Raw genomic sequence first — 15,157 nt, forward strand, 5'->3', positions numbered from 1 at the left:
ACATAATACCATAAAACTTATCGACTTGAAAACTACAATCCTCTGGTTAAAGCAGATAATTTTGCTGTGCCTGCTCCATTTTCTCGATAAACTGAGTTGCTTCCATTAGTTCTTCATGGCTTAAATCCGCATTATCTCGCCAGATTTCGCCGTACATTTGCGATAACCACTTGCTGTACGCCTCACTCCAAAGCTCAGTATTCTCAGATGGAAACCGGAATGGATACATGACAAATACGTGTTGTTGCACAATGACTAACAACTGTTCTAAAAGACTCGGATTTGTATGTTCCCATCGCCTTGTTAATTTTTCAATCAATTCTTCTATAAACGGATCACTAGTCAAAAGCGGAATTTTACTAGGATTCACCTGTTCCTCCATGCCCACCTTCTTCACTAAGAAAACGGCATCCACTTTCTTTTCTTGTAAAAGCTCAAATATCATCGATTTCACGAATGGAGAGGTCGTTGCATCTTTTAAGAATAAAGCGAATGGCTCTAAGTAAGGCTCAACATCATGAAATCTTGCCTGTTGCAAAAATTCCAATTGCTCCGCCGTACCCCATTCTAGAAAATTCGTGACACTCCGTCTCGGCTTGATTTTTTTCGGAAATGGAATTACATTACTCGCTTCCTCAGCGCCACTCGTTTCGATAGTGTCCAGCTGCGATTCTTTATCCAGATGTTGCTTCACCAAACTGAAATACGTATCCATCTCGTTCAGCGATAAGAATGTAGCCGATAGCTCACCTAATATTGCCTTGTTGTAGCCATCCATCATCAAGAAAGCCTGTCCAACTTCTCTCGCTTCCTCAAACATCTGTTTAGCATTGTAAAATTTAATTAATGCATAAACAACCGCCTCATTACACGGCTGCTCCACATAGGCTTGTTCCAAAAATTTCTGCACTACATATTCCTCTTCTTCACCAAGAATCGTGATGCCATCTTTTAAAAACATCTCTACAATAGTAGGAAAAATAATATCTGATCCCTTCATCGCCAAAAAACTCCTCACAGAATAAGTCCATTTTTAATGACGCGCAACCTGTAAGCTTTGTATCTTTCACGCGCACGTCTCCATTTGATTCCATTTTACACGATTTCCCGTCTAGTTGATATTCTTTTTTTGTTTTATTTCTATTGACACACAAAAAACGTGACATATCGCCACGTTTTGAAGGGATTTATTTGAAAAAATCTTCTTGTTTACAACGCAAAATTTCTGCCAGAACCGCTGCTTTTTCTGCCGTTAATCGTACCATCCCTTTCTCCAGGTTGGAGTAACCGCTACTGTATTTATATCCCATTTTTCTTGAAATAAACGCTTGCGAAATGCCTAAAGATTCTCTTCTCTTTCTCACTTTCGCCCAATTGATTTTCTTGTCTGCAGTTGCTTTCATGTGTATCTCTCCATTCTACTCAATTTGTGTTTATAAAACCATAATATCAACTCTAATAGTTACTGTCAAATCGATACAAGTCATTACGTGTAATAAAATAGCCGTATTGTGTAAGTTGTGATATAATATCTTCTAAAAGGAGTGATTAAATGCCAAAACTAAGTCATCGATTAACTATTTTAAGAGAACAGAAAGGTTGGACGAAAGCAGAGACGGCAAGACGACTCGGTCTTAACGCGGTATCTACATACGGTAACTGGGAGTACGGCATCAGAGAGCCCGACATTGAGATGTTACGCCATATTTCTATGCTATTTGATGTTTCTGTTGATTATCTGATCGGTCAAAAAAATGATTCTGACTATAAGCCAAGCGAGATAGAAAAACATCCTGATATCGCGAAAACATTAGAACAAATAAGGCAAGACCTCCGTTTTGAAGAAAATATGCGGCTCGATGCGAAACCCATTCGCCCTGAAGTTGTTAAGTTTATTGACGATACAATTATATTTCTGTTAAATCAGGCGCAAAGCCTCAATACCGAACTTCGCAAGGGCAACTAAAATCGCTTTTTCTATATATATTAAGTTTCAACCTATTCTTTTTGTGGAAATAGGTAAAGACTATAAATATAAATAAGGGAGGCGATCCATTTGTCTCATTGGTATTTTCAAAAAAATGACAAGACAATTGGTCCATTAACAGATTACGAACTCAAAACACTATACAAAAGAAAGGAATTAACTGCCGAAACGCGAGTGAAGCAAGAGGAAAGCGGAGAATGGCTGCTTTTAAAGGATAGCCCGATTTTCCATACTATTCACGAACCGCATGACGCTCCAAAAGGCCCTAAGAAAGATGTCAATCACCACCCACACGAAAAAAATGGGGTACAACATTTAGGTTTAGGCGATATTTTTGCGGATGTGTTTAAAAAGCATCCTAAATCAGATAGTGAGAAAGTCTTTATCGCAGGTACCACTTACACAACGCCGAAAGAGGGAGATATTGCATCTTCGTGGACAAGACCGTTCCTGTTCTCTCGTGTATTTTTCGCGCTAGCTATCACATATTTCTTATTGCTCGCTTGTACTTATATTTTTTCTAATTCGAATACGATTCCTGGCTTGATGGTTATTGGGTCATTTACGATGCCGTTTTCAGTGCTTGTGCTATTTTTTGAAATCAATGCGCCGCGGAATATTAGTTTCTTCGATGTTTTGAAAATGTTTTTTATCGGTGGTGTCGCGGCACTCGTTGCCACGCTGATTCTATACGATTTAATCCCTGTTGGAAAACTGAACTATTTTAACGCATTCTTGGTCGGAATCATCGAAGAGACGGGTAAAATGGTCATCGTCGCCCTCTTTATTGTGGCACTGAAGCCAAAATATATTTTGAATGGTTTACTTATCGGGGCTGCTGTTGGGGCAGGTTTTGCGGCCTTTGAATCTCTCGGTTATGCGTTTAATTACAGTATCGAAGCCGCAGCGGTATTTAAAAATCTCCAATTTGCCGGCGATACGATGTTAAGCATTATTTTCTCTCGTGGTTGGCAGTCTATCGGTGGACATGTGGTCTGGGCAGCCATTTCTGGTGCCGCACTTATGATTGCAAAAGGCTCCGATCCGAAGCTCCAAATACGCCATATCTTCACGGGCAGATTCCTTAGCCTATTCATTATCCCGATTGGTCTTCATTTCCTTTGGGATTGTCCTTGGAATCCGCTACCACAGATTGCATTCAAACAAATTTTACTTATCGTTGTTGTTTGGGTTGTTATCTTCTCGCTTATCAATAAAGGTTTACGCCAAATCTCAGGTAAAAAGCCTGCAAAAGCGTAAATTTGCGACCTGTTCTATCTTTTTTTGATAGAATGGGTTTTTTTGTGCGCCGAAATAGTGTACAATGAATGGAATATAATTCGACTTAAAAAGGAGACTCGTTCTATGCGTACATCTTTAAAGAACTGCAAGCGAATTGTCATTAAAGTTGGAACTAGTACGCTCATGTATCCAAATGGCAATATAAATTTACGAACTATTGAAAAATTAGCGATGGTTCTCAGCGACCTTTCTAATGAAGGGAAGGAAGTCGTGCTCGTTTCTTCTGGCGCGATCGGCGTTGGCTGTCATAAACTGCAATTAGCTACACGCCCTACTACGATTCCTGAACAGCAAGCGATTGCAGCGGTCGGACAAAGTGAACTGATGCATATTTATAGTAAGTTTTTCGGTGAATATGGGCATACGGTTGGGCAAGTTCTGCTGACTCGTGATGTCATCGATTATCCTGTCAGCCGCAAAAACGTGATTAATACGTTCAATAAGTTACTCGAAAACGAAATCGTGCCTATCGTCAATGAAAATGATACGGTTGCGATTGAAGAGATTGAGCACCTTACAAAATTCGGCGATAACGACCGATTGTCTGCGATTGTGGCCGAGGTTATTCAAGCCGATTTGCTGATTATGTTGTCGGATATCGACGGTTTTTATGATAGTAATCCGAATGAAAATCCTGACTCGACCATGTTTACCGAGATCAACCAGATCACGCCGGAACTACAAGCCTTAGCTGGTGGAAAAGGCTCCGAATTTGGCACTGGCGGTATGTTGACTAAGCTCGCCGCTGCTGAAAGAGTTTTGAAAAACGGTGGGAAAATGGTGCTGACAAACGGGAATAATCCGGGTACTATTTTTGATATTATGAATGGCGATCCAGTGGGAACTTTATTTGCTGCGAAGGATTTAGTGAAGGGGGAAACGAAACGATGACCGAACTCATTCTAAAAGGAAAACAAGCGAAAGCAGCTGCATTGGTATTAGCACAAGCAAAAACGAAGGCGAAAAATGAGGCCTTGCAATCGCTTGCCGTGTCTTTAGTTGCGAATACTGCTACTATTTTAGCGGCTAACGAGAAAGATTTAGCGGCCGCATCGGACAATGGTATCCGGGACGCCATGCTTGATCGGTTGCGCTTAACGCCAGAACGCATTGTAGACATCGCGGAGGGCGTGAAACAAGTAGCTGCACTCGCCGATCCAATCGGCGAAGTCATGCATATGTGGAAAAATGAAGCGGAATTAACGATTGGGAAACAGCGCGTGCCACTGGGTGTCATTGGTATCATTTACGAATCACGGCCGAATGTCACGGTAGACGCTGCAGTTCTTTGTTTCAAAACAGGCAACGCGACGATTCTCCGCGGTGGAAGCGAGGCTTTTCATTCCAATCTCGCCCTCGTGCGCGTGATTCGCGATTCGCTAGCTAGCTCTGGTTTCCCCGCAGATGCTGTACAGATTGTGGAAGACACGTCACGAGACACCGCGCAACAGCTCATGAAGCTAAACGCCTATCTCGATGTTCTGATTCCACGTGGTAGCGCTCGGTTAATCCAAGCTGTCCTTGAGAATGCAACGGTCCCTGTTATCGAAACCGGGACGGGTAATTGTCACGTGTATATTGATAGCGCGGCCCAGCAAGAAATGGCGACGAAAATCATCGTTAACGCCAAAGCCAGCCGCCCCTCTGTTTGCAACGCTGCCGAAACGCTCTTGATTCATGAAGCTGTTGCCCATGATTTTCTGCCAGCAATCGTTTCCCGACTCCGTGCAGAAAATGTTGAGATTCGTGGCGATGAAGCAGTCGCAAGCATCGTTTCTGATGTCATTCCAGCGAGCGAACTTGATTGGGAGACAGAGTATGCCGATTACATTTTAGCGATTAAAGTGGTGCCAAACGTAGATACTGCAATTGCTCACATTAACAAATATGGAACGAGGCATTCCGAAGCTATCGTCACAGACAACTACTTCACAAGTCAAAAATTCTTGCAGCAAGTCGATGCCGCGGCGGTTTACGTCAATGCTTCCACGCGCTTCACAGACGGTTTCGAATTCGGCTTCGGCGCAGAAATCGGTATCAGCACTCAAAAACTACACGCTCGCGGTCCAATGGGCTTAAACGAGTTGACATCGACAAAATACATCATTTACGGTGAAGGCCAAATACGCGAATAAGATAAAAAAAACAGCAAATCGATAACTCTTCAAACGAGTTGATTTGCTGTTTTCACCATTATTTAGTCGCTACATATTTTTTATACCAAGAAGCGACATCTTCAAAAACCTGCTCTTTATTAATCTCATTTGTCAGCTCATGGCGCGCGTCTTCGTATATTTTTAACGTCACATCTTGCACCCCTGCTTTTTCAAATTTCACGGCTAATTTCGGCACATCTTTGCCAAGGTGTCCAACTGGATCTTTGCTTCCTGAAATAAGCAGTAATGGGAGATTTTTTGGCGTTTTCAAGATTGTTTCCGGATTTTGCGACTGCTCGACACCTCGAAGCAAGCTATGGTAGAAGCCGAGTGAGCCGACAACCTGCCCGCCAAACGGATCCTCCATGTAGTCTTCATGCACCGCCTTATCCCGAGAAAGCCAGCTAAATGGGTGCTTTTCCGCGATAAATTCACGATTGAAGCCGTAAAATGATAATTTATGCAGGATTTTGCTACGTTTGGTGTCATTTTTTTGTGCGCGTAGTTTGGCATAGAACAACCCTGATTTCAAAAGTGGGTCTGGTTGCAAGCCGCTTCCTGCCAAAATCGCTGCGTCCACGTTATATCTCGTAATCAACACACGCGTGACAAAACTCCCCATGCTGTGGCCAAAAAGAAGGTGCGGAAGATTCGGGTAACGTGCTTTAATAAAGGTCGCCACTACTTCTTCGTCCGCCACCATCGCCTCAAATCCGTCTGGAAAAGGGAGATGTCCAAGTTTCGTAGCATCCTCCGCACTCTTACCAAAGCCGCGATGATCATCGGCAATCACGATAAATCCTTGTGTGTTTAAATATTCCGCGAACTGGCTATATCTCGCGCCGTGCTCTGCCATGCCATGAATAATTTGCACAATGCCGATTGGTTCTGCGACTTTCTCCCAAATATGTACGTGTAACGATAATTGGTCATGCGTTTCTACCTTCACTTCTGTATGCATCGTACCCCTCCTCTTCTCATATAATTCCATTATACATGAGTCATTCTAGAATTCCCAAATATGCTACTCGCTGATTTCGTTTTTTTTTTTGCGTTATTTAGCACTTTTAACACTTGTTCACATAATCACAACATGTTAAAATAGAAGCATGAAGGAGATGTTAACATGACAAATGATATCGCGCATTTACAAATGTTTGACTATGTTTTGAAGAAATATGGTAACAAGGAGCTTTTTGCCAACACTCGGATGGTCGTGGAAATAGACGGCAAGCTTTGGACTGGTGATTTCTTGATTTTGGACGATTGTCACATTCTTGAGATTGATTGGGCGGACAATGGCTATACGCAGGTCGAGTTGACTCGTGAATCGATTAATGACGATTTTGATGAGGCTATTAAAGTTTCGAATGTGAATGTCAGTCAGAATCGAATTGATGCAAAAATCGCCTCGTTGAAACATCCTGAGACACTGTATCAAGAAATTAATCGCTTTATCGGTACGATTGACAACACAAAAACGGCTTTAAAACCAGTTCTATATAATGCTTATTGCTTGGATACACGCGTGAAATTACCATTTTTAGATATCTCGAAAAAAGATATCCTTTTGGTTTCATTAACGGTATAATAATTACGAACGGTGGTTTTTCTATTGCTACCGTTCTTTTTTATGCTTATATTACAATTTTGTCACGTCAAAAACCTGTTTTGTCATGCACATCGATGTTTTTGGACTGCTCGGATTGGTAAGCTATATAGAGGAGGAATGACTTTGTATGATGAAATGGTGTAGAGCTTTCTTTGTGATGTACTTATTGTATATTATGTTTATTGTGGACGGGTATTACTTTATGATTTTGAATGTATCATTGGCGTATATTCCGCTTGAATTGGCAGCTTTTGTTTATGGGAAACAGCGTAAAGCTTATCTATTTTGGCCGGTTGCTTTTTTATGGTTGCTGTTCTTTCCGAATGCGCCGTATTTGTTGACCGATTTCTTTCATTTGGAGGGGTTACGAGTGAATGTTGCTGGGACCGGTGTTTTTTCGAGTGATCCATATATTTGGGGGCGATTTACTGCGCTGACTGTGGGTGTTTGTTTCGGGCTTTATACGGGGTTCGTTTCGCTCAAATGGATGTTGGATGAGTGGATGATTCGTTGTAAATCGACGCGCGCACTTGTTTATTGGGCAACGTTTGTGGGGATTTCGGCATTGTCTGGATACGCGATTTATTTGGGGCGCTTTGCGAGGTTGCATTCTGTTTACCTATTTACTGAACCACTTCATTCTATACAGCAGATGATCGATGCGTTTTCGTATGAGATGGGTTACTTTGTTGTGTGTTTTATGGTAATTCAAGCAATTGTGTACCTTGTGTTTTTGAAATTTCCTCATAAAAAAGACTAGCGATGGTTGAAATCGCTAGTCTTTTTATTGATCATCGGGTGTGGATTTGCACCACACAAACTCATATTTAAATCTTAACTTGTTTAAATGTACTTTATTAATGTTGCTTTGCTTCGAAGTTCTTTGCAACTAAATGCGTCTACCTATTCCGCCACCGATAATGTTATTTTAACAACGGTATCTATAATACCACGGATTTGGAAATAATGCAAGGATTTATTGTATTTTGCATCAAAAACTGTCAAAAAATGAGGCGAAGTAGCGCCATTATGACCACGCCTAAAATAACTGTCCATAACAGACTTCGCGTGATTAGTGAGATAATAAGCGTTGCGATGACGGCAACTAATTCTAGCCAGTGAATCTGGAAGCCCTCTGCCCCGTTTGTCATGAAACTTTCAATGATGAGCGCGCTGAAAATGCAGAGCGGAATGTAGCTTAGCCATTTGAGAACGGGCTCGGAAATCTGCATGTTGCGCATGACTAGAAACGGTAGCATTCGCGGGATAGCTGTCACGAGAGAACAACCTAGTAGCATGAGAATAAAGCCATAGCTGATGCTCATCGATCAGTCACCACCCCGATAGTTGCAACGATTAGTGTGGATAGCACGACGGCAACGTTTGTTGAGACGATGAAGGATAAGCCTATCATGAAAATAAGCATGTATAGGATTAGAAACGAGATGTGACGCAGTTTTGATTTTGGTACACTTTGTAGTTGGAATACGAATAGTGCGACAAACATAGCCGTGAGTGCGAAATCAAGACCGAATACGGCTGGATTTGGGATTAGTTTGCCGACCAGAGCTCCGAGTGCGCAGGATGCAATCCAGACGAGGTACGCGGTTATGTTTAACCCGTTCATCCATGACGCGTAAATGGGCTCTTTTTTCGCCAGTTTCATCGCTGCTACGCCAAAGGATTCATCTGTGACAAGGAGGCTGATTCCGATATTTTTTGGCATCGAGTCTTTCTGAAAATGTGGCGCCAGTGTTGCACCCAGCAGGAAATGTCGGAAGTTGACGATAAATGTTGTGACGATGATGGCTAATGTGGTGCTGTTCGTTAATAACATGGCGCAAATAATGAATTGAGCCGCGCCTGCATAGACAAAAATCGCCAGCAATGTAACTTCTAAAATACTCAGATTCGCCGCAATGCCAGCAACGCCCGCTGCTATGCCGATACTTATGTAACCTAATAATGTTGGAATGCAATCCTTCACGCCTTGCTGGAAGGTGAGATTCCCCGTTTGATCTGACATTTGTCACGCCCCTTTTCTTTTTCTACTATCCTATCAAATTTTGGAGCTTATGACTAGCACTTCTTGACATTTCGCCGGTTTGGTTTTATACTATATTAAAAAATGACTCCGAAGTCAAAATATGACTCGATGTTTAAAGGTGGCCTCTAAATGAATTGGAAGGAACAGCAAAAGTACGACCGAGAACAACTTATACTAGCGCAGGCGGAAAATATGTTATTCCAAACGGCGGACAATCAACTGAATATGGATGAGCTCGCACTTGCTGTCGGGATTTCAAAAGGGACGCTGTATAACCATTTTTCGAATAAAGATGCGATTATTGCGCGTATCATGGAGCGCAATGCGCAGAATTTTTTGCAGATGATGCGGGAAACGATGATTAACGTGGACGATAGTTTGATGAAATTGAAAACATTGATTCGGACGATTATTCGAAATCCTTACTTTATTTTTGTGCTGCGGAATAAGCCTGATATGACGGGAACAACGGAACTCGTACGGATTTTCGAACATATTTTAGGTGAACTCGGTGTTTTGTTTAAGCACTTGCAGGCGCAGCGTTTGATTGATCCGGTTTACCCTACTCCCTTTTTAGTTTCGTATTTTATCCATTTGTTCGATCCGGCTATTTTTGACTATTTATTAAAAGAAGGCGTCCTGGAAGATCAAATTGTTGCTTTGACGGAGCGGTTTTTCTTCCACGGGACACAGAAGGAGATGTAAAAATGCAAGCTTTTATGACGAATGCTAATTATCATTTTATTTTGAAACAAGCGATGAATGCTTTTTATGGCGCGCAAAACACGAACGATGAAGGGGTTAAAAATGCGCTGCGGTTCTCGTGTATTGATAAGGCTCAGGCAATTTTTGAATCGTTGGAACCTGAGCAGGAACAGCTTATTGGGGAGATTTTTCATATTCATTCCGAGGAGGAACTTGCTCAGTTTGACGAACGGTTGCAGGCGTTTCTGTTGCCATTCCCTATTGTGACGGATATGACGGTGAAAAAATTGTTTCCGAAAGCGAAGAAATTGAAGGCTCCTACCCTGCCTGATGCGGAAATGGAACGGCTTGTATTTCTAGGGTGGAACGATACCGGCGCTCAGAAGAAGTTCCTTATCGCTAATCATGACGGGAAATTAACTGGTGTTCAAGGCAACTTTATTCCTGTATCTAAGAAAGGAATCTGCGCTTTTTGCCATCAGAATGAGCGTGTCGGTTTGTTTAAAGCAGATATTAAAGCAAAAGGAAATACAGATAATTTCCGCGCGATTGGTCAATATATTTGCGCTGATAGCCTCGTTTGTAGTGCGCATGTGCAAAGTACGGATCGGTTGGATGCTTTTATTCGTGAGTTGAAATCCTGAATCTGGGTATACTAATAAAGATAAATTAAAGGAGGGTATGAATGATGGCAGAACAACCAAATTTGCTTTTTGTTAATTTAGCAGTGTCGGATTTAGAGAAATCGATCGCGTTCTACACAGCGCTTGGCTTTGAATTTAACCCGCAATTCACAGATGAAAACGCAACCTGCATGATTGTAAATGAGGGCGCGTTCGTGATGTTGCTCGTGGAGAAATTCTTCCAAAACTTTACGAAGAAATCTATCGCCGACTCGAAAACGATAACGGAGGCGATTATGTCGATTTCGGTAAGTAGTCGTGCGGAGGTTGACCAATTCGTCGAGAAAGCTCTTGCGGCAGGCGGAACGACATCGAACGAGAAGATGGATGAAGGATTTATGTATAGTTGGAGTTTTCAAGATATTGATGGACATTTGTGGGAAGTACTTTACATGGACCCTAATGCGATTAACGGTTAAAAAAACAGAAGGAGAATATTTGCCGATGGATAATCGATAAATACTCTCCTTCCTTATTTGCTATTTCTTCGCATAATCACTATACCCCTGCAAAATAATCGGCATGATGGTATCGTGGAATGCAATTAGTTCATCCAAATAATACTTTATTTCTTGCTCGGTCACGTCCATCGCGCCTTCTTTTTTACGCTTTAGCAAAAAAGCTTCCATCGCCGCTTCGAAGGAATCGCGATTTCGTAGTGCATCTTCTGCTGTTAGCCCGTTCTGTGCTTCTGTTTTCCCGAGATTGTAGTAATCGAGTTGAGAGTAGCCACCGCCACCAATACCTCGCAGGCCACTCGATACAGTTTTGACAATCGTCGTTCGGTAAAGTTGCACGAATTCAGGATGTTCTTCTAAAACGAGGTCGTCAATACCTGTTGTGTAGTAATTATCAAACCAGAACTCAGCAAAACGGAAAATTTCCTTTGAAAAAAGTTTCGTAATCTCATTAGATATCAGCTTTTCATGCATTTACGCGCCACCTTTTGGTTATAAGACATAACTTAATTGTACTTTTATTCGCTACAAGATGCAACGTTTTTTTGTCATGTATATTATCATTAATGTCTCTACTCACCTACAAAAATGAATACATTTCCTCGCGATTACTATTTATGCAAATTTTTTTCATTTAGGTATTGGCAAACGAAAAAAATCGTGATACAATAAGTCTTGTGCTTATGGAGGAATACCCAAGTTTGGCTGAAGGGATCGGTCTTGAAAACCGACAGGCGGGTAAGACCGCGCGGGGGTTCGAATCCCTCTTCCTCCTTCATTAATATGAAAAAGATCCGAGTCTACTTGATTCGGATCTTTTTTTGCCTACATATCTCGACTAATCGCCACAAACTGCGCCTGCACGACTTGCGCCAACGCTTGTGGATTTACCCCTACTTGAAAGCCTCGTTTGCCTGCCGAAACCAAAATACAGTCTTGTGATTCCGCAGCATCCGCGATAAAAGTCGGAAACAGTTTCTTCATGCCAATCGGCGAACAACCGCCACGTATGTATCCTGTGACACTTTCTAAATCCTTCATCGGAAGCATCTCTATTTTTTTATTCTCGCTTGCCTTGGCTAGTAGTTTTAAATCGAGTTCTTGATTTCCTGGAATGCATGCAACAATGACGCCTGTTTTGTCACCTTTTGTCACGAGGGTTTTGTAGATTTTATCTGGCGGTAAATCGAGATCCATCGCGACCGTCACAGCATCCATATGCTTGTCTTGAAACGGAATTTGGTAGAGTTCGTACGGTATTTTCCGCTGATCCAAAATTCTGCCGACATTGGTTTTCGGTATTTTCATCACTCACACCTCCATAAAAACAGGTACCCTATGTGAAATCAGAATACCTGTTGTCATTATTAGCTTACAATTTCGTCGTCGGAAACACTTTCTTTACGATCCCATTTCACGACAATTTTCACGGTTTTCTTACGTTTATCGACTTCTTCATAGCTTTCTGAATACAATTTCTTCTGGTGCTGAATTTGTTCTGCGATAAAGCCGGCCTCTAGCTTGAACGTTGCGTTGCTGTCATTCGTCAAGCGGAGTGCCACCATTTCGCCACGCAACAAAATATGCATCTCGTCCTTTTTCTCACTGCTCACTTCTAATTCGCCGAACGATGCTTTTTGGAAAAAGTCAGCCAGCTCGTCTAGCGTTTCCAGTGGATATTTGCGCGCGAGCTCTTTGCCTGCCCAGTATAGAATGTGTGGCGTTTCTTCACCTAACACATTTGGCAATAGCGTATCGCGAATTAATTCGTATCCAAAAACCGGTATCATTTTTTCATTTACAATTTCATTATTTTCTGTCATTCACAGTACCCCGCTTTCTTCTCCACTTATTATACCCAGAAAACCTCCAAAATAGAAACATCAACCTACAAAATTCGTAAAAAAACTATAAAATCGGCAAAAAACTTGCGAAAACGGTGAAAAAATAAGAAAATGGAGAGTATAATCCAAATTTGTAGTATACTTATAGGAAGACGAAAATATAGAAATTGAGGCGAAACGTGTGAAAAGAGCAATTGGTTTTATTGATTCGGGCGTTGGTGGACTGACGGTTGTCAAAGAGGTCCTGAAACAGCTTCCCCATGAACAAATATATTATCTAGGTGACACCGCACGTTGCCCGTATGGCCCACGTGATAGTCAAGAAGTGAATCAATTTACGTGGGAGATGACGAATTTCCTCGTAGATCGCAATATAAAAATGCTCGTTATCGCTTGTAATACGGCGACAGCAGCGGCTTTGACGGATATTCGTGCCAAACTAGATATCCCGGTTATCGGTGTTATTCAACCCGGTTCTCGCGCGGCTTTAAAAGCAACGCAAAACAACCGGATTGGCGTCCTTGGTACGATTGGAACGGTGCAAAGCATGGCGTATCCGAAAGCTTTGAAAGGCCTAAATCGCCGTGTCGAAGTGGATTCGCTTGCCTGCCCTAAGTTTGTATCGGTCGTTGAAAGTCGTGAGTATAAAAGCGCGATTGCGAAAAAAATCGTTGCGGAATCCCTACTCCCGCTGAAGAGTACGAAAATAGATACGATTATTCTGGGCTGTACACATTATCCGCTACTCAAAACATTGATTGAGAACTTTATGGGCTCGGATGTCGCGGTTATTAATTCTGGCGAGGAAACGGCAAGCGAGGTCAGCGCTTTGCTTGATTATCATGATTTGCTGGATCATGACGAAATTGGCGTGAATCACCGGTTTTTCACGACTGGTTCGGTCTCCATTTTTCAAGATATTGCGCAAGATTGGCTGGATGTTCCGGATATGCAAGTGGAACATATTAAATTAGGGGGTGCGTCGTGATGAGATTCGACGGTAGAGAAAAGGATGAACTGCGTCAAATAGAGATGGTTCCTGGGTACATAAAGCATCCGGAAGGCTCGATTTTAATTACGGTTGGCGATACGAAAGTGATTTGTTCTGCTTCTGTGGAAGATCGTGTGCCACCTTTCATGCGCGGAGAAGGCCGTGGCTGGGTTTCAGCGGAGTACGCGATGTTACCTCGTGCGACGGAACGCCGAAATATTCGCGAATCTTCGAAGGGAAAAGTGACTGGGCGGACGATGGAGATCCAACGTTTGATTGGTCGTTCTTTGCGCGCGGTGGTTGATTTGGATGCGCTAGGCGAACGGACGATTTGGTTAGATTGCGACGTGATTCAAGCGGATGGTGGTACGCGTACGGCATCGATTACTGGCGCATTTGTGGCGATGGTGATTGCAATCGGGAAGTTGCATGAGGTGACCCCTTTTGCGAAATTTCCAGTCAAGGATTTTCTGGCTGCGACGAGTGTTGGCTTGTTGGAAAACGGCGACACGGCGCTTGATTTGAATTATGTGGAAGATAGTGCGGCAGCGGTGGACATGAATCTCGTGATGACTGGTGCTGGGCGCTTCGTGGAGCTGCAAGGAACCGGCGAGGAAGCTACTTTTTCAGAGGAAGAACTAAGCGAACTTTTGGCATTGGGTAAAAAAGGAATTCAGGAACTAGTCGCTTTGCAAAAGGATATTCTGGGCACGACGGCTGGCTTGATCGGAGGCGCTGCGGAATGAAGAAGCTTGTAGTTGCAACGAATAACGTCGGGAAAGCGCGGGAATTCGAGAAGCTTTTTGGCGCGCATGGTATTGAAATTTTGACGTTGGCGGATTTTCTGGAAATTGGCGAGATTGAGGAAACTGGTACGACATTTGCGGAGAATGCAGCGTTGAAAGCGGAAACAGTGGCAGAGCGAATCGGGCAAGTCGTGATTGGTGATGATTCTGGTTTGATTGTCGATGCGCTAGACGGCGCGCCTGGCGTGTATTCTGCGCGTTATGCCGGAAATCAGCATAATGATGCCGACAATAACGAAAAACTGTTGAGAGAGCTTACAGGCGTGCCAAATGATGCGCGCCAAGCCAAGTTCCATTGTACGCTTGCGATTGCTTTTCCTGGCGAGGCGACGGAATTTTTCACTGGGGAATGCGCTGGGCAAATATTGACCGCTGCGCAGGGAGAAAATGGTTTTGGCTATGATCCCCTCTTCTACTTGCCGGAGTTTGATAAATCCATGGCTGAAATTAGCGCCGAACAGAAGAATAAGATTAGCCATCGCGCAAAAGCTTTAGAAAAAGTTGCGAAAAATATAGACCAATTGCTCGAAAAGATTGTATAATAAGAAAGTGTAAGAAGATGGGGG

Annotated in this window: 20 protein-coding genes and 1 tRNA gene; 13 read left to right on the plus strand and 8 right to left on the minus strand. The window is 42.7% G+C overall.

Annotation, left to right across the window (positions count from 1 at the left end; translation table 11 throughout):
* Window positions 1-46: 46 nt before the first annotated feature.
* Window positions 47-1,000: a hypothetical protein gene (locus tag DUK53_RS02485; RefSeq protein ID WP_036131051.1), complete on the minus strand. Its 954-nt coding sequence runs from the start codon at window positions 998-1,000 to the stop codon at window positions 47-49.
* A 187-nt stretch (window positions 1,001-1,187) separates the two neighbouring features.
* Window positions 1,188-1,403: a helix-turn-helix domain-containing protein gene (locus DUK53_RS02490; RefSeq protein WP_036093828.1), complete on the minus strand. Its 216-nt coding sequence runs from the start codon at window positions 1,401-1,403 to the stop codon at window positions 1,188-1,190.
* Window positions 1,404-1,552: 149 nt separating this feature from the next.
* Here DUK53_RS02490 and DUK53_RS02495 point away from each other — a divergent pair, with 149 nt between their 5' ends.
* The 4 genes from DUK53_RS02495 to DUK53_RS02510 all read left to right on the plus strand — a co-directional run bounded on the left by DUK53_RS02495 (window position 1,553) and on the right by DUK53_RS02510 (window position 5,424).
* A complete protein-coding gene (locus DUK53_RS02495) occupies window positions 1,553-1,966 on the plus strand; it encodes a helix-turn-helix domain-containing protein (protein ID WP_036093826.1) in 414 nt (137 codons plus the stop codon).
* Between the two features lie 90 nt (window positions 1,967-2,056).
* Complete coding sequence (locus DUK53_RS02500; protein WP_036131049.1) at window positions 2,057-3,247, plus strand: PrsW family glutamic-type intramembrane protease; 1,191 nt, start codon at window positions 2,057-2,059, stop codon at window positions 3,245-3,247.
* Between the two features lie 105 nt (window positions 3,248-3,352).
* A complete protein-coding gene (gene proB / locus DUK53_RS02505; protein WP_036131045.1) occupies window positions 3,353-4,180 on the plus strand; it encodes a glutamate 5-kinase in 828 nt (275 codons plus the stop codon).
* Window positions 4,177-5,424 carry a glutamate-5-semialdehyde dehydrogenase gene (locus DUK53_RS02510; protein WP_036131044.1) on the plus strand — a complete coding sequence of 416 codons (1,248 nt, stop codon included), beginning with the start codon at window positions 4,177-4,179 and terminating at the stop codon, window positions 5,422-5,424. The genes proB and DUK53_RS02510 overlap by 4 nt, the downstream gene beginning before the upstream one ends.
* Window positions 5,425-5,482: 58 nt before the next feature.
* Here the strand turns inward: DUK53_RS02510 and DUK53_RS02515 are convergent, their stop codons facing one another.
* Complete coding sequence (locus DUK53_RS02515) at window positions 5,483-6,406, minus strand: alpha/beta fold hydrolase (RefSeq protein ID WP_036131041.1); 924 nt, start codon at window positions 6,404-6,406, stop codon at window positions 5,483-5,485.
* Between the two features lie 165 nt (window positions 6,407-6,571).
* Between DUK53_RS02515 and DUK53_RS02520 the strand changes: the two genes are divergently transcribed.
* Together DUK53_RS02520 and DUK53_RS02525 are read left to right on the plus strand one after the other, a co-directional pair.
* The gene (locus DUK53_RS02520) at window positions 6,572-7,036 is read left to right on the plus strand and encodes a hypothetical protein (RefSeq protein ID WP_036131037.1); all 465 of its coding nucleotides are present in this window, start codon (window positions 6,572-6,574) and stop codon (window positions 7,034-7,036) included.
* A gap of 148 nt (window positions 7,037-7,184) precedes the next feature.
* On the plus strand, window positions 7,185-7,817 hold the full coding sequence (locus DUK53_RS02525) for a DUF1361 domain-containing protein (protein ID WP_036131033.1): 633 nt from the start codon (window positions 7,185-7,187) through the stop codon (window positions 7,815-7,817).
* 241 nt (window positions 7,818-8,058) lie between these two features.
* Here the strand turns inward: DUK53_RS02525 and DUK53_RS02530 are convergent, their stop codons facing one another.
* Both DUK53_RS02530 and DUK53_RS02535 read right to left on the minus strand, forming a co-directional pair.
* Window positions 8,059-8,382, minus strand: a complete 324-nt coding sequence (locus DUK53_RS02530; RefSeq protein ID WP_036131032.1) for an AzlD domain-containing protein — start codon at window positions 8,380-8,382, stop codon at window positions 8,059-8,061.
* A complete protein-coding gene (locus DUK53_RS02535; protein WP_036093812.1) occupies window positions 8,379-9,083 on the minus strand; it encodes an AzlC family ABC transporter permease in 705 nt (234 codons plus the stop codon). The genes DUK53_RS02530 and DUK53_RS02535 overlap by 4 nt, the downstream gene beginning before the upstream one ends.
* A gap of 150 nt (window positions 9,084-9,233) precedes the next feature.
* On the opposite strand from DUK53_RS02535, the gene DUK53_RS02540 reads away from it, so the two are divergent.
* Genes DUK53_RS02540 through DUK53_RS02550 form a run of 3 tightly spaced genes read left to right on the plus strand, consistent with a single transcriptional unit; the run spans window position 9,234 to window position 10,911 of the window.
* The gene (locus DUK53_RS02540; RefSeq protein WP_036093810.1) at window positions 9,234-9,809 is read left to right on the plus strand and encodes a TetR/AcrR family transcriptional regulator; all 576 of its coding nucleotides are present in this window, start codon (window positions 9,234-9,236) and stop codon (window positions 9,807-9,809) included.
* A 2-nt stretch (window positions 9,810-9,811) separates the two neighbouring features.
* Entirely contained in the window at window positions 9,812-10,453 is a 642-nt protein-coding gene (locus tag DUK53_RS02545) for a FusB/FusC family EF-G-binding protein (protein ID WP_036131027.1), read from the plus strand.
* A gap of 44 nt (window positions 10,454-10,497) precedes the next feature.
* On the plus strand, window positions 10,498-10,911 hold the full coding sequence (locus tag DUK53_RS02550; protein ID WP_036093806.1) for a VOC family protein: 414 nt from the start codon (window positions 10,498-10,500) through the stop codon (window positions 10,909-10,911).
* Window positions 10,912-10,971: 60 nt separating this feature from the next.
* Here the strand turns inward: DUK53_RS02550 and DUK53_RS02555 are convergent, their stop codons facing one another.
* Complete coding sequence (locus DUK53_RS02555; protein WP_036093804.1) at window positions 10,972-11,424, minus strand: hypothetical protein; 453 nt, start codon at window positions 11,422-11,424, stop codon at window positions 10,972-10,974.
* Window positions 11,425-11,635: 211 nt separating this feature from the next.
* Here DUK53_RS02555 and DUK53_RS02560 point away from each other — a divergent pair.
* Window positions 11,636-11,725 (plus strand) — tRNA-Ser (locus DUK53_RS02560).
* A 50-nt stretch (window positions 11,726-11,775) separates the two neighbouring features.
* On the opposite strand, the gene ybaK is transcribed toward DUK53_RS02560, so the two are convergent.
* Together ybaK and DUK53_RS02570 are read right to left on the minus strand one after the other, a co-directional pair.
* Window positions 11,776-12,258 (minus strand): Cys-tRNA(Pro) deacylase, encoded by a 483-nt coding sequence (gene ybaK, locus DUK53_RS02565; protein ID WP_036093803.1) that lies wholly within the window; start codon window positions 12,256-12,258, stop codon window positions 11,776-11,778.
* Between the two features lie 59 nt (window positions 12,259-12,317).
* The gene (locus DUK53_RS02570; protein ID WP_036093801.1) at window positions 12,318-12,773 is read right to left on the minus strand and encodes a YslB family protein; all 456 of its coding nucleotides are present in this window, start codon (window positions 12,771-12,773) and stop codon (window positions 12,318-12,320) included.
* A gap of 202 nt (window positions 12,774-12,975) precedes the next feature.
* On the opposite strand from DUK53_RS02570, the gene racE reads away from it, so the two are divergent.
* From racE to DUK53_RS02585, 3 genes are read left to right on the plus strand one after another with little or no spacing between them, the layout of a single operon-like run.
* The gene (gene racE, locus DUK53_RS02575) at window positions 12,976-13,782 is read left to right on the plus strand and encodes a glutamate racemase (protein ID WP_036093799.1); all 807 of its coding nucleotides are present in this window, start codon (window positions 12,976-12,978) and stop codon (window positions 13,780-13,782) included.
* The gene (gene rph / locus DUK53_RS02580) at window positions 13,782-14,531 is read left to right on the plus strand and encodes a ribonuclease PH (protein ID WP_036131024.1); all 750 of its coding nucleotides are present in this window, start codon (window positions 13,782-13,784) and stop codon (window positions 14,529-14,531) included. The genes racE and rph overlap by 1 nt, the downstream gene beginning before the upstream one ends.
* Window positions 14,528-15,133, plus strand: coding sequence for an XTP/dITP diphosphatase (locus tag DUK53_RS02585; RefSeq protein WP_036131020.1), 606 nt, complete (start codon window positions 14,528-14,530; stop codon window positions 15,131-15,133). Before rph ends, DUK53_RS02585 begins: the two co-directional genes overlap by 4 nt.
* Window positions 15,134-15,157 lie beyond the last annotated feature (24 nt).

The sequence above is a fragment of the Listeria sp. SHR_NRA_18 genome, assembly GCF_003856515.1.
Lineage (GTDB): Bacteria > Bacillota > Bacilli > Lactobacillales > Listeriaceae > Listeria_A > Listeria_A newyorkensis.